Annotated in this window: 10 protein-coding genes and 2 tRNA genes; 7 read left to right on the forward strand and 5 right to left on the reverse strand. The window is 48.0% G+C overall.

The features are described from left to right. Positions 1 to 157: 157 nt before the first annotated feature. Positions 158 to 868 carry a heavy metal response regulator transcription factor gene (locus CAP50_RS10000; protein ID WP_075100675.1) on the forward strand — a complete coding sequence of 237 codons (711 nt, stop codon included), beginning with the start codon at positions 158 to 160 and terminating at the stop codon, positions 866 to 868. Next, a complete protein-coding gene (locus CAP50_RS10005) occupies positions 865 to 2,346 on the forward strand; it encodes an ATP-binding protein (protein WP_100749889.1) in 1,482 nt (493 codons plus the stop codon). Before CAP50_RS10000 ends, CAP50_RS10005 begins: the two co-directional genes overlap by 4 nt. Positions 2,347 to 2,493: 147 nt before the next feature. On the opposite strand, the gene CAP50_RS10010 is transcribed toward CAP50_RS10005, so the two are convergent. The 3 genes from CAP50_RS10010 to msrB all read right to left on the reverse strand — a co-directional run bounded on the left by CAP50_RS10010 (position 2,494) and on the right by msrB (position 3,724). Continuing rightward, positions 2,494 to 2,570: transfer RNA gene (locus CAP50_RS10010), tRNA-Asp, on the reverse strand. A gap of 49 nt (positions 2,571 to 2,619) precedes the next feature. Next, a tRNA-Val gene (locus CAP50_RS10015) sits at positions 2,620 to 2,695 on the reverse strand. A 603-nt stretch (positions 2,696 to 3,298) separates the two neighbouring features. Next, complete coding sequence (gene msrB / locus CAP50_RS10025) at positions 3,299 to 3,724, reverse strand: peptide-methionine (R)-S-oxide reductase MsrB (RefSeq protein ID WP_100749890.1); 426 nt, start codon at positions 3,722 to 3,724, stop codon at positions 3,299 to 3,301. 534 nt (positions 3,725 to 4,258) lie between these two features. On the opposite strand from msrB, the gene CAP50_RS10030 reads away from it, so the two are divergent. Further along, positions 4,259 to 5,902, forward strand: a complete 1,644-nt coding sequence (locus tag CAP50_RS10030; RefSeq protein WP_100749891.1) for an aminotransferase class I/II-fold pyridoxal phosphate-dependent enzyme — start codon at positions 4,259 to 4,261, stop codon at positions 5,900 to 5,902. Between the two features lie 170 nt (positions 5,903 to 6,072). Here CAP50_RS10030 and CAP50_RS10035 read toward each other — a convergent pair whose 3' ends face one another. Together CAP50_RS10035 and CAP50_RS10040 are read right to left on the reverse strand one after the other, a co-directional pair. Continuing rightward, positions 6,073 to 7,680, reverse strand: coding sequence for an inorganic phosphate transporter (locus tag CAP50_RS10035; protein ID WP_075100670.1), 1,608 nt, complete (start codon positions 7,678 to 7,680; stop codon positions 6,073 to 6,075). A 416-nt stretch (positions 7,681 to 8,096) separates the two neighbouring features. Beyond that, positions 8,097 to 9,740: an ATPase gene (locus CAP50_RS10040; protein WP_100749892.1), complete on the reverse strand. Its 1,644-nt coding sequence runs from the start codon at positions 9,738 to 9,740 to the stop codon at positions 8,097 to 8,099. A gap of 546 nt (positions 9,741 to 10,286) precedes the next feature. On the opposite strand from CAP50_RS10040, the gene CAP50_RS10045 reads away from it, so the two are divergent. The 4 genes from CAP50_RS10045 to CAP50_RS10060 all read left to right on the forward strand — a co-directional run bounded on the left by CAP50_RS10045 (position 10,287) and on the right by CAP50_RS10060 (position 14,798). Next, positions 10,287 to 11,000 carry an FFLEELY motif protein gene (locus tag CAP50_RS10045; RefSeq protein WP_100749893.1) on the forward strand — a complete coding sequence of 238 codons (714 nt, stop codon included), beginning with the start codon at positions 10,287 to 10,289 and terminating at the stop codon, positions 10,998 to 11,000. Positions 11,001 to 11,074: 74 nt separating this feature from the next. Then, positions 11,075 to 12,172 (forward strand): bifunctional demethylmenaquinone methyltransferase/2-methoxy-6-polyprenyl-1,4-benzoquinol methylase UbiE, encoded by a 1,098-nt coding sequence (gene ubiE, locus CAP50_RS10050; RefSeq protein WP_241900742.1) that lies wholly within the window; start codon positions 11,075 to 11,077, stop codon positions 12,170 to 12,172. Positions 12,173 to 12,357: 185 nt separating this feature from the next. Beyond that, complete coding sequence (locus CAP50_RS10055; RefSeq protein ID WP_100749894.1) at positions 12,358 to 13,062, forward strand: ubiquinone biosynthesis accessory factor UbiJ; 705 nt, start codon at positions 12,358 to 12,360, stop codon at positions 13,060 to 13,062. A gap of 83 nt (positions 13,063 to 13,145) precedes the next feature. Further along, positions 13,146 to 14,798 carry an ABC1 kinase family protein gene (locus CAP50_RS10060; protein ID WP_100749895.1) on the forward strand — a complete coding sequence of 551 codons (1,653 nt, stop codon included), beginning with the start codon at positions 13,146 to 13,148 and terminating at the stop codon, positions 14,796 to 14,798. Positions 14,799 to 14,980 lie beyond the last annotated feature (182 nt).

Raw genomic sequence — 14,980 nt, forward strand, 5'->3', positions numbered from 1 at the left:
CCGATACCGTCCATAGTTTATATATTAGCGACCCCATTCTGACCGGCAGATGACGTGCAGATGACAATCCTGTCATCTTTGCCACCATCGATGTTCATAGCAGACAGAATCCTTTAGTATGGCCTTATGCTATGAACCTAATCTGCGAGGTGGGATGATGAAGGTATTATTGGTAGAAGATGAGATCAAACTTGGCGAGTATATAAAAAAAGGACTAACAGAAGCAGGGTTTGTCGTTGAGCATCATACAGCGGGTCTAGATGGCTATCATGCGCTCATGACCGATGAGTATAGCGTTGTGCTGATGGATGTCATGTTGCCTGATATCAGCGGCTTTGAGCTGATACGCAATTATCGCGCTGCCGGTAAGCAGACGCCTGTGCTGTTTTTGACCGCAAAAGACGAGTTGAGCGATCGAGTCAAAGGCATCGAGATCGGCGGCGATGATTATCTGACCAAACCTTTTGCCTTCGCCGAGCTGATCGTGCGTATAAAAAGCCTCTTGCGCCGCGCCAATCAAGCAGACTATAACAGCACGATATTACAGATAGCAGACCTACAGATGGATATCGCCAAGCGCACTGTGCATAGAGGCGATACAGCCATTAAGCTGACGGCCAAAGAGTTTGCTTTGTTGCAGTTTTTATTAGAGCGCCGAGGTGAGGTGCTCCCGCGCTCTGTCATCGCCTCACAAGTATGGGACATGAATTTTGATAGTGATACCAATGTCATCGATGTGGCCATCAGACGCCTACGGCTCAAAATCGATGATGACTATGAGACCAAGCTTATTCATACCGTGCGCGGCATGGGATATCGCTTAGATGCGGCAGATACCGCCATAGCAGAGACGGATAACGCGCGATGAAATATCGCTTTGATAATCGGCGCTTACCACTATTATGGCGTACGATTTTTTTATTGACGATCGTTGTCGTCATCTCCCAAATCGTTATTTATATTTGGGTACAACGCTCGGTCAGCGGCCACTTTGAGCAAATGGACTCAGAGATCATCACACATGCTGCCTTTAATTTGCGCAAACGTGCCGATTATTTTAATGAACGCACGACGGCGACTTTGCCATTGTCCTCTACGCCTTCAGCGCCACTTTATCCTGATGACCTGCACGCCTCATGGTCAGACTATAATCTAAAAATCCTAGTGACTGACAGACAAGGGCATCAACTGTCCAGTGCGCCAAGTGGCTTTGCTCATGAGCTGCCAGCGGACTTTGACCTTTGGTCATTATGGCAAACGCATCGCGAGCAGCAATTTGTTACCAAAATCAATGACCGAAACTACCGCGCGGTGCTCATCAAAGACGAGCAGATCCTCGCCTTGATTGCCTTACCAATTGATGTCCATCATCAGTACCTTTTACAGTTCAATCGTCAGCTAAGCCTGATTTTACTGGCGATTACGTTGTTACTGGTTTCTGTTGCGGCCTTGAGCGTCTATTGGGGATTTGCGCCTTTATCCACCATTGTACAAAAGATGCAAGGCATCAATCCAGAGCGCTTGGATGAAAGAGTAAGCGTCAGTGACATGCCACGCGAGCTACGGCCTTTGGCCGAGTCTTACAACCTCATGATGAGTAAACTTGAGGGTAATTTTGCTTCATTACTGCGGTTTTCGGACAATATCGCCCACGAGCTGCGCACACCGCTGGCCACCCTTGGTACACAGACCCAAGTCATGCTGAGTAAGACCCGAGATACGGAAGAGTACATCGAGCAGCTACACCATCAGCACGACACACTCCAGCAGCTATCAAGCCTCATCAATAATATGCTGCTACTTGCCAAAACTCAAAAAGGGCTACATGACTCACAGCTTGCGCCAGTAAATACAGAGGAGCTGATCATAAAACTGCTGGATTATTTTGAGCTGATAGCCGAAGACCGCCACTTACTCTTTAAAAAAACAGGCAGTTTTGAGATAGTATTGGGCGATGAAGGCCTGCTACAAAGACTGTTTGCCAATCTTATGTCAAACGCCATACATTACGCCGCCAGTGACAGCGTCATTAGCGTCGACGCTGCCATCGAAGACCCATCAGAGCTGCAACCTATCAAACCCTCTAACATCAGTACAGCTCATCGGTCAGCGCTCATCATTACCATTACCAATCGCATGGCGCAGCCTGTCAGTCAAGTAGAGGCAGACAAGCTGTTCGAGCGCTTTCATCGTCATCATACCACTACCAACATGCATGCTGGATCGGGGCTGGGGCTATCTATCGTACAAGCCATCGCCCAAGCCCATGATGGTACTGTCAGCATTCGCATCAGAGATCATGAGTACTTTGCCGTGAGTGTTAAGCTGTATCTGGCGCCAGTATAGTGGAGTCCAAATACATCAGCTATGGATACTTGTCTTCTACCAACAGATCTTCTACTAACAGTTTTTACAGACACAAAAAAACCTCAAACAATCTAATGTTTGAGGCGAAACTTTCTTAAACTTAATAGTTTAAATTCGTTTTAAATATGGCGCAGCGGACGGGACTCGAACCCGCGACCCCCGGCGTGACAGGCCGGTATTCTAACCAACTGAACTACCGCTGCTTAGGTCGTTTTAGCATCTTGCCTTTATAAGGGCCCACTTGCTAATAAGTGGTGGGTGATGACAGGCTCGAACTGCCGACATTCTGCGTGTAAGGCAGACGCTCTACCAACTGAGCTAATCACCCTGAGAAGCGTTAAAAATGGCACTGCAATTTTTGCTTCACAAGAGAATTTTCCTTAATGGGAATATTCTAACAGAAGCTGACTGACTAAAGCCTCGCTCTGTGGGTGTGTATTATATAGATTTACACATGGCTGTCAAACGGTATTTTGCCTTTTTTTCATGATTTTCTTTTATTTTAAAAAAACAATCAGCAAACCTATGTTTTTATTAATTTTATATTTTTTAAAATTTACAGATATTTCTAATATTGACGCATTCTGGATGCACAGCTTGGCTCGCTATCCCATGTTATAGTGAGTTCAGTATAAAAACGATACAGTGGGACTGGGATAAATTTTACGCAGCCTCTGTCGGCGCAGGCACAGCACGCAAGGAAAATTTATACCAGTTCCACGTTGACATATAATATATCTGTTTTATTGAGAATCGACTATATCTATGAAAAACCTGACCTTTATACTGCGGACACAACCCCTCTAGCCCTTCAAACTGCGGGGTAAATCGGCACTTGCTGGCCGCATTGACGACCAGCAAGACTTTTTTATATCAAAAAATGCGTGCGCGATGCCATTCATACGCTCTGCGGTAAAATCACAAAAGCAGGTTATTTTGCAGATTTATCCAAATCAATAGAGACCGAGTTGATACAGTAGCGCATACCTGTCGTCTCACGCGGTCCATCAGGGAACACATGACCCAAGTGCGCGCCGCAGTTACTACAGGTCACCTCGGTACGGCGCATACCTAATGAGTTGTCTTCATGCTCATCGATAGCGGCATTGTCGATACCTTGATCAAAGCTTGGCCAGCCGCAGCCTGCATCAAACTTGTTGTCAGCATCGAATAACTTTGCACCGCAGCCTTTACAGCGGTAGATACCTTCGTCATTGACATCATTATAAACGCCAGTAAACGGACGCTCTGTGCCTTTTTCGCGCATCACATGATACTCTTCGCTACTCAAACGCTCGCGCCAGTCAGCGTCGGTCAATTGACTGATTTCTTCTTTGCTAAGTTGGTTGTCTTGCATGGTTTATCCTTATTTATCGGTTTTGTCTAATTTTTTGTGGTTAATCGCTATAACATTATTTCGCTACAACACCATCTCGCTATAAAACTACCAAAATACAGAGCCAGTTAAGCCCATGATAATAATAACGATGCTATGTATTTGTCGATACAACCAGCATTATTCAAGGTGTCTACTATAAGAATATCATTCTACCTCTCAAGTCTGATGAGCACTGTAATAAAAATGATAAGAAAGCAGCGCTTCTCCCTTTGGCAATTTATGAGCGTCTTATATAGTCAAATTGGTTAGGCGAGTTGGTCATGCTTTAAAAACCGGATAGCTTGGCAAAAGCTACAGATATACTCAGGGCACCGCTTAAAGATATATTTTGCAAGTTATTCTTGCATTGTAAAATAAGCCAATAGATACGGCTTGCATTGATAGATAAAATGCAATAATATCTTGCATTGGCGTTAAACATTTATGCGCCGCAATCACAGATTTATTGATGCGTAAGACTCGCACTACCACATATATATAGGCTTAAATGTAATGGCTGATAACAATAAAAAGAGCACTCAGGCTGAGCGACTGGTGCAGCTGCGCCGTGATAAAGGGCTGACCGCCGAGCAGCTAGCCCAAGCGATGACTGCCGCTGGCGCTAAGGTCAGTCGCGGTGCTATCTCTAACTGGGAGCGTGGCACCAACGGTATCGTCTCATCCAAGCTGCCGACATTGGCACGTATTTTGGGCTGTAGCGAAGGGTATTTGCTGCGCGGTGAGAGTGCAGCCGATACAGAGCTGCCCCGCCCTAACAGCGCCCCTGAGCTAGCGATAGCTCAATCCGGTGGCCAACATCGCGTGTTAGACGAGCATATCAGTCAATCCCAAAAACCAATCAGCCAAGCTGATGCAGCCATGACACAAGCTCCTTCACCAACCAACCAGACAAGCGATCCCTTTATGAATACAATAAAAAAGTCTGACAAATTACAAAACGTCTGCTACGACATTCGTGGCCCCCTACTTCAGACTGCCAATAAAATGGAAGCAGAAGGCAAACGTATTTTGAAGCTCAACGTTGGCAACCCTGCGCCCTTCGGTTTAGAGGCTCCGCATGAGATTTTGCGCGACGTATCAATGAACCTGCCAGAGGCGACTGGTTACTCAGACTCGCAAGGGATTTTTTCGGCGCGAAAGGCCGTGCTGCAATATTATCAATCAAAAGGACTCCTCTCTGCCGTCGATGTGCGCGACGTCTATCTGGGCAACGGCGTGTCTGAGCTGATTGTGATGACCATGCAGGCGCTGATGAATGATGGAGATGAAGTACTGATTCCGATGCCAGACTATCCACTGTGGACGGCCGCGGCAAATCTGGCTGGTGGCACCGCTGTCCATTATCGCTGTAATGAAGACGATAACTGGCACCCAGATATCGAAGACATCAAATCTAAAATCACGCCCAAAACCAAAGGCATCGTCGTGATCAACCCCAACAACCCCACAGGGGCGCTCTACAGCGACGAGCTGCTACGACAGATTATTGAAGTGGCCAAAGCGCATAATCTGATCATCATGGCTGATGAGATTTATGATCGTATTCTGTATGATGATACCGTGCATACACCGATGAGCACCTTGACGGATGACGTGCTGGTACTCTCCTATAATGGTCTCTCAAAGTCGCACCGTATCGCAGGCTTTCGTGCCGGCTGGATGCTGGTTTCAGGGCAAAAGCAGCACGCCGCCGACTTTATCGAAGGCTTAGATATGCTGGCGTCCATGCGTTTGTGCTCCAACGTCCAAGGCCAGTACGCGATTCAAACGGCGATGGGCGGCTACCAGAGCATGAAAGAGCTGACCTCAAAGACGGGGCGCTTGTATAAGCAGCGTGAAATGGCCGTCACTCGCCTCAACGCCATTAAAGGTATTTCTTGCACCATGCCGCAGGGCGCGTTTTATTGTTTTCCCAAAATGGACCCTGAGGTTTACCCTATCGAAGACGACATGGCCTTTATGATGGATCTACTGGTAGAAGAAAATGTCCTGATGGTACAAGGCACCGGGTTTAACTGGGACAAACCTGACCACTTCCGCTTGGTGTTTTTGCCCAATATCCATGATCTAGAAAACGCCATGGATCGCTTGGATCGCTTTTTCGCCAAAAAGCGTCAGCAGTTTGGTACGGATTAGTCCCATCCACTGTCTGTGACTGAGCGCTAAGATAGGATAGGTTCTACATTTATAAAAAAACGCTTATCGGCATTAGGCTGATAAGCGTTTTTTATGAGAGTGTGCTCGTGTACAACACTGGCCACCTATCTGCATGCGTATCTTTGCACGATGGTTGCCGCTTTTGTTGGTTAAAAGATATTTTTTAGAACCACATAGCTTATCGCAGACATCGTAGCGGCAGCTGGCAAAGTGACAACCCACGCCAGACCAATTGGCTTCATCAGCGCCCAGTTGGTGTCTCTGTTGACAATACCAATCCCCAATACCGCACCGACCAACGTATGCGTACTCGATACTGGCAAGCCCATGGTCGAGGCACCCATCACGACGGCAGCGGCGGCCAACTCTGCTGAAAAGCCAGAAGCGGGATGCATTTTTGCCAAATTGGTACCGACAGTTTGAATAACTTCCTTACCAATAAACCAAAGACCGACGATCAGCGCCACCCCAAACGTCAACATCACCGCTGGTGGCACTGCCGCTTGTGAGGCAATCTCATTGGTGCGGATGACATCCATAATGGCCGCAAACGGGCCGACGGCGTTGGCAATGTCGTTTGAGCCATGACTAAAGGCAAAAGCGGAGGCCGTAAATACTTGCATCCAGCTAAACATAATAAAGGTCGCTTTGGTCAAATCCTCTTTATGCTTACCGCGGATACTTTTGGTGTAGATAAAGGTGGCCAACCAGACAAGGGCAGCAATCATGCCCATGATCAAAAAACCTTGTAGCGTCGTCAGGCTATTATTGACGTTTTTAAGACCTTTAAACACCACCAAAGACGTCATAATCGCGCCGCCAAGCGCAGCAATCATCGGCACCCATTGCTTGAGTGCTTTTAGTGTATCTAGACTGCTACGCTCATTTTCGATCTCATACAGCTTTTTGTAATAGTCCGTTTCTAAATCTTCGACGACACAATCATCATCTTTGTAGATTTCTTGGTCGCGCAGCATCGCTGAGGTATAAGCCAGCTGCTCCGACTCGGTCAGACGCTCCAGATACTCTTTATGATTTTGTTTTAAGACTTTTTTACTGGCTTTTAATTCACCAATATGAGCCTCGGTTCTATCGTTATACTCGATGATGTTTTTCTTGATTTGACCGTACAATATATAGGCCAAGATACCACCCAATAGAGGCGATAACACCCATGAGATGGCAATGGTGCCAACCGTGCCCCAATCGACTGTCGAGAGTGCCGTCGCGCTGCCACCCAAATCAAAGCCCAACACGATAGAGCTACCAACTACCCCGCCGATGATAGAGTGCGTGGTCGATACTGGCAGGCCTTTGCGAGTGGCAAACAACAGCCAGAATGCGGCCGCAACCAGAGCTGAGAGCATGACGTAAATGAACTGGTTGGGCGTGACGGTCAGACCATCTAAGTCTACGATGCCTTTGCGGATGGTGTCCGTCACTTCCCCGCCTGCCAGCACTGCGCCGGATACTTCAAATATCGCGGCGACCCCGAGCGCTTGCGGGATGGTCAACGTCCCCGCGCCCACCGAGGTGCCAAAGGAGTTGGCAACATCGTTACCACCGATATTAAATGCCATAAAGACACCAAAAGCGGTAGCGACAATAAATAGCGTCGTTTGTTGACGCATTGTGTAATCTAGACCCCACCATAAAAAGTAGGCGGTCATCGCAATCAGTAAAATGGCAAAAAATAGATTTATTCTCATAGAGCCGACTGATTTGGCGGGCCCTGTAGAGCTGCTGCTAATACCCATACGTTGATACGTCCTGCGTAAGCTGATTGAAATTATATGCGATTAAAGACAAGCGTGCCGAAGGTAAAACCCTTAATGCAACATGTCACAAAGCCGCAAGGGATATTGCTCAATCGTCTGATTACAGCATCTTGCGGCTTAGATTTTTGTGATGATAATGTTAGTACTTGATAACTACTAATTATGATAAGCGTTGTCAGAGCTGTGATGGTCGGTGTATTACCAAAGGCACCAATACAGGTCACAAGACTCTATTTGCTACGTTTTGTTGGGTGTAGCAAGAAACGTTACGCGCCTATTATATTCAATATAAGCACATAATGCATGATGATATTACAAGATTTGTAACTGCTCATGGTTAGGGCAGATGATACCGTGTTTACCTGCGCCATTATACGCTTATTTACGCCATACGCCTATAGCGACGATAGTTGTGCGATGGCATGATCCAAGACTTGCAGGCGCGCTTGGCGCTTTTCGTTGGTGGCAATGACGCACCATGGTGCCTTGTCTGTGTCTGTCCGTGCCAGCATATCAGCGGCCGCCTGTACATACCTCTCCCACTTATCGCGATTGCGCCAATCATCCTCCGTCAGCTTATACTGCTTGTGCGGTGTCTGCCGGCGTGCCTCAAAGCGCTGTAGCTGCTCTTTTTTGTCGATGGCCAGCCAGTATTTTATCACCAGCGTGCCTGCATCAGCTAGGTCGGCCTCAAAACGGTTGATTTCATCATAGGCACGCTGCCATGCCGCCGCGTCAGCAAAGCCTTCGATACGCTCAACCAACACTCGCCCGTACCAAGTCCGATCAAAGATAGCAATACGACTGATGCGGTCAGTGTGCTCGTTGGGCAGTTTATGCCAAAAGCGCCACAAATAAGGATGCTGCAGCTCATGAAGCATCGGTGCCCCGATATTATAGACCTGATACTCGCGCGGATCGAGCGGCGCTACTAGCCTTTTGATCGCCCCGCCTTTGCCAGCAGCATCCATGCCTTCAAAAGCAAAGACCACATGCCGACCGTTGCGCGCACGCAGTAGCGCAGCCAAATGCGCTTGCTTAGCCGCCAGCGCCTCTTTATAGTCAGACTTGTCTATTTTTGTGCTGGTGATTTCTTGTAGCTGATTGGGAATGGCGACTGGCACGAAGGTGCTGGGATAAGACTTTGCTTTAGTGTCATCCTTCGTCTTGCTACTTGCCAGCGCTTCTTGCATGGCGTGCAGCACCTCATGACAAAAATGATCGGCGGCAGCAGACTTGTCCTCCCCATCGATGATGACCCAGTCTGATTGTTGTCTAAGCAGCGCGGTTGCCACCTCATTGAAGGTATCGACCACTTGTCTGTCGTGCCAGTCCATTTGATACAAAAACTGTGGGTCTGCTGTTTTGTCAGTCAGGCGTTTTTGCAACGTATCGACATCGACATGAAACCAGCATTTAAGCAGTCGCGTTTGGTTGGCCGCCAAATCCTGCTCAAAGGCAGTTAGTTTCGCCAGCTGCTGCTGTAGGTAGTCTTGCCACTTGGTGGTCATACGAGACATCAAAGATGATGGCGCATCATCTTGTCTATTTTGACTCTTTGTCCCAGCGGCTGTTTCGGTAGTGTCTTTTGCGCAGGTCATACGCATGACGTCATACAGCAGGTCAGCATACCAATTCCCAAAATACACCATCACGTCACCGTGACGTGGCAACACGTTGGTATGCGTTTGCCAAATCGGCTGATAATCCAGTGGGCAGTCGCCAACGGTCGCCTCGACTTTTAGTAGCCGCGGATCTACCCAGCCTCTTAACTGCTTGACTGCGGTGCCTTTACCGGCTTGCTCCATCCCGTTGACCAGTACCAGCAGTCCCGTGGCTTTGTCATGGGTAGGCGAGCTTTGTTGCCGCGTTGCCCGCAGGGCGTATTGCGCCGTGACCAACGCCAGTCGCAGGGCATCTTTGTCCATAAAAAACTGGCTGAGCGGATTGGGTTTGAGACGCTGACTGATGACTTGTTTATCAGCTGGCGTGCGTCCAGCTGGTGCACTCTGCTCTGCGGCATGGTTATTTTTTGACATCACATCCTCCGTCCTAATTGGCTTTTTATAGGCTCATCCAATGCTGATTCATTGCATCAATCTTGCAAAATTTTGAGCCATTTTTATACTAGCACTCAGCCAATAGACTAAATAACGTTGCTGTGTAACCATTTGGGTAACAGTTTGGCATTTGTATTCTGTTTTGTTTTCTTTTAAGGTGAACACTTTTTACGATACGTCCGTTTGCTACAGGTTGTCTTTTAGAGATACGCAAGATATAGCTGCGTCTAAATAAATCAGATACATGGCTATTCAGATACATGGCAATAAAGCCGCTTCATAACAAGTTGCACGTTGATATGAGCGTATCGATTTTATAGCAAATTGACCGTACTGCTTTTTGACCTTGTCTTTCTGACATTGTCGTTATAATGACGGTATTTTTATACGGTTTTTAAAATCTTTATAGCGTTTTAAAAATTATTTTGCGCACAAAACCATTAAAATATGTCATTGACAGATAGGTAACACCACGCCATTTATCAGCACTTTGATAATATTATTGATTTTATAGGATTGATTGCCATGGCCGCTTTAGCCAACTTACAACAACACTTGACCCGCTTTTGGGCGCTGCCCTACCATCAAGACGATGCCCTAAACAATAAACTAAAAGACGTACAGTCATGGCAACAAACGCGCATCAAACACACGCACCATGAACTGTTTTCTCAGCCCAAAAATCAACTGATGGCTGAGTATTTTTTGACCCAGCTATACGGCGGCGATGAGTTTAAGCTACTGGCCAAACAGTTGGAGCGCATTTTACCCAAAGCGCAAAAGCTTGAGCGCTTGGCAAAAGAGTCGGCGCTGGAGGCTGGCAGTATGGGCATTCAAGCGGCGATTTTGGCGATTGAGCTGGATTTGCATTTAGCGCAGTGGTTACTGACCCAAGAGTTGCCAGTGACCGAAGACAATATGCTGGCCGCCTATCGTGCTGTCGATGAAGCAGAAGCACGCCGCGTCCAAATCGCCAACCTCAAAGACGTCTGTTATCGCACAGACAAGCATTTAAACTCATTTATGCTCAAAAAAGCCTTTGCTTTAGCCAAAGGCACCGCCTATCGCTATAATTTTCAACCACTGTATGATTTCATTGACACAGGCTTTCAGGCCATGAAACCACTCAAGAGTGTCAGTCATTTTATCGAGCCATTTTGCCAGCAGGAGCTTTTGATTATCGAGCAAGTGCATGCCACGGATAATGACGGTAAGCCAATGCGGTTTGGTGTATCATAGACTGATAGTGTAGATTGGCTAATACCAATACGCCCTACCAAGAAAATCATAACAATAACGAATAGGACACAATGATGACCGACAGCACAGACAACACCAACCGCGCCGCTAACACCCACGAGCCATCCAAGCAGGCCGAGCTGCAAGACAGTCTCGTCAAAGACAAGCTTGTCAAAGAAAGCATCCGTCATAATCAAGACATCACAGCGCAAGCACAAGCGCGGCAGACAGACGCTCAGCGCAGCCAGCACCATGATTTTACCCAAGTTCAAGACTTACCCACCGGAACCCCACAAGGTCAACAAACTACTATGCCTAATACGATCAATGACAGTGCTGACCCTAGCACTGCGCAAGCACAAACTGCCAAGCAGACGCTATTTAATCAGCGCGATGACATCAACAACCCGCACACGCCTGAAACCGATGGTAATGAGCAGACACACTTTGGCTATAAGACAGTCAATAAAGCAGAAAAACAAGCACGTGTGGCTGATGTCTTTACTTCTGTTGCCAAAAAATACGACATCATGAACGACCTTATGTCATTTGGTATCCATCGTCTATGGAAGCGTTACGCGATTAGCTTATCAGGCGTGCGGGCCGGTCAGCAGGTGCTCGATATCGCTGGCGGCACCGGCGACTTGGCCAAAGTGTTTAGCCGCGAAGTGGGTCGCCACGGCCATGTGGTACTATCAGACATCAACGCGGCCATGCTGGAGGTCGGCCGTGAGCGCCTGATCAATGCAGGCTGCAACAACGTAGATTTTGTATTGGCCAACGCCGAAACACTGGCACCGTTTGATGATGAAAGCTTTGATTTGGTGACCATCAGCTTTGGTCTACGCAACGTCACAGACAAAGACGCAGCGCTGCGAGCCATGTACCGCGTACTAAAGCCAGGTGGTCGCTTGTTGATTTTGGAGTTCTCAAAGCCCGTTTTTGAGCCACTGTCTAAAGCCTATGATCTGTATTCATTTACAGCGCTACCGATGATGGGCAAGCTGATTGCCAATGATTCTGAAAGTTACCAGTACTTGGCAGAGTCGATTCGTATGCATCCTGATCAGCAAACGCTAAAGCAAATGATGCAACAAGCTGGCTTTGAAAACTGTGATTATCACAATCTCACCGCCGGTATCGTCGCGGTGCATCGCGGTTTTAAGGCGTAATATTGCTTAGTATTTAGTATTTAGCACTTAGTATTTAGCACTTAGTATGTAGTACTTAACGCTGCGTCTTTTCTACTGCATGATGGGATAACGATGGTGACTATTGAGCCGCTACACTCTGTAGTCGTTGATTATTATAAACTTAGCGCTGTTGTTAGGCGCTTCACCAAACACGCGAGAGCCTTATGCTGACTGTTTTACTTTTGGCTGGTGCCGAAAAGCTGATTAACCTTGCTATCGCTAGCGATGACATTACCAAAGCAGGATTGGCCCCGCTTGCTGGTAAAGTATTGCGGCTAGAGATGGCCGTGCCTGAGATTCATCTAGACGTGCTGTTTAGCCATGAGCGTTTGCGCTTTGAGCCTGTGACCACGGACAGTGTGTTTGAGCCAAGCGGCACTATGGATGAGCGGCAAAAAGCCAGTAGGCAGCGCGCGCGTATCGGTCACAGCCGACCAGATTGCACCATCACAGTCGACAATCCTGCCCAACTGCTCAACCTGATGCGCGGCACCGAAGGCAACCTGCCTATCGCAGGCGACTATAAGGTACTCATGCAGCTAAAACAGCTGGTCGCAGGGTTTGACCCTGACGTGGCAGGACAGCTGGAGCCTTTCATCGGCAAGCCCATGGCCAGCCAATTACACCTGCTCATCTCTCAGCTAAAAAGCAGCTGGCGACATAGTGCCAAACGCGCATTTGATGACGTCAGCGATTGGGCCAATGATGTGGCAGGCAATGCTGCACCTGACCCCGCTGAGGTGGCAGAAGTTAATGATCTCAGGCAGCAGCTCCTCAAGCTACGTGCTGATGTGGCACGCGAAGAAGCGAGACTTGCAGCCATCAAAGAAGAGCAATCACGTTTTCTTAACAACTCGTTTCATCAGTAACTGGTCTGGGGCATGTTGAATATTTAACAAACCCTAAGCACCGCGCTACCCTATTTTTGAATTTTTTAGAGTGCTTATTTCTCATGCTACTATCTCACCGCGCCCGTTTATTTGAGCTTTGGCGTATCGCCGCCACTTATCGCATCGATACGCACCTGTCTTTAGAAGAGATGCCGCAGCTACAGCCTATCGCGCGCTTGATTCGTCTGCACCCCGCCGCGTGGGGCAAAAAACATCAGCCCAACGCCATTAAGTACGCCCTAGAAGACATGGGCACGCTGTTTTTAAAACTTGGCCAGCTGCTCTCTACGCGCCGTGATTTGGTGCCACCCGAGATCATCGAGCAGTTGGTGCAGCTACAAGATAAAGTCAAACCCTTCGACGCTGACGTTGCCATTGCTCAGATTCAGCACCCAAAACACGGCCTCGGTCAACCGATCAACACATTGTTTTCCCGCTTTGATGTCAAGCCACTAGCGGCGGCATCTATCGCCCAAGTACACACCGCGGCCTTGCATGATGGTCGTGAAGTGGTGGTAAAGGTGGTACGGCCGGATATTCGCGCCACCATCGTCTCTGACTTTGAGCTACTGCGCGAGCTGGCCGGCTGGGCATCAGCACGTATCGAAGCGGCGCGCGCGGTACATATCATCGATATCGTCGAAGACTACCGCCAAGTGATGCTCAATGAGCTGGATCTGACCTTGGAGGCGGACAATACCACGCAGATGCGCAATAACTTCTTAGGCTCGGCACTCATGTATGTGCCTGAAGTTTATGATGCCGCCAAAAACGTCATGGTCATGGAGCGCATCCAAGGCGTTCCTATCTCGCAGGTCGAGGTATTTAATAAGCTGGGTTATGACCGTGCGGCACTGGCAGAAAAAGGCTTAACGATATTTTTTACCCAAGTATTTCGCGATAACTTTTTTCATGCTGATATGCATCCGGGTAATGTCTTCGTTGAGACACCACCTGTCAAAGATTTATACGATGATACGGCAAAGCTTGGCCATGAGCCGCGCTATATCGGCCTTGATTGTGCCATCATGGGTACGCTATCAAGAGACGATCAGCTGGTGGTGGCGCGGATGCTGCTGGCAGTGATGAATAACAATTTCACGGCCGTGGTAGATATTGTCAGCCGTGCAGGCTGGATACCACCTAACGCTGACAAGCATGCACTCATGCGTGACATGAAACGCACCGTCGGTCCGATGCTACAAAAATCCATTAATGACATCGATTTTGCTGGAGTATTGATGCAGATTTTGGATATCGCCCGTCGTCATCATATGAGTATTCCGCCACAGTTAATGCTACTGCTCAAAACCTTGGTACATGTCGAGGGACTGGGGCGCGACCTATATCCTGAGCTTGATATTTGGTCGCTTGCCAAGCCCATCCTTAGCGGCTGGATCAAAGAGCAGCTCGACCCTGTGCGCAACTTACAACAGCTGCGCCAACAGTTGCCAGAGCTGTTATTATCGACCACGGATATCCCAAAACTACTCGACCAAGGTTTACAAAGCCTTGCCACGCAAGGGTCGCGGCAAGACAGTCAGCTCAGAGAAATACAGCAAATCCGAGCGGATATGCTCAATGACCGTCGTCGCGACTGGCTGGCACTCTCAGGCTTTGCTATCTTTATTGCGATTGCCACGCAAGTCGGCTGGTTTGCGCCTGTCTTTTATCTATTGGCCATCGTCGTGGTTGTTTGGCGGGTACTGGCCTAGTTGTTCTTTTAGCGCTCGTTATGCCATTGGCGTATATTGTTTTAGGGCGTCTCCTCATTTTAAAAATGGCGATAAAAATGAGATAAATTGCCGCCAAATAAGGAAAATATCGCCGTTAATATCGAGATATTCGTCAGCTATTCGACACCGTTTAGCCATTTTTAGCCCATTTAGATAGCTAT

The organism is Psychrobacter sp. L7 (assembly GCF_002810365.1).
Classification (GTDB): Bacteria; Pseudomonadota; Gammaproteobacteria; order Pseudomonadales; family Moraxellaceae; genus Psychrobacter; species Psychrobacter celer.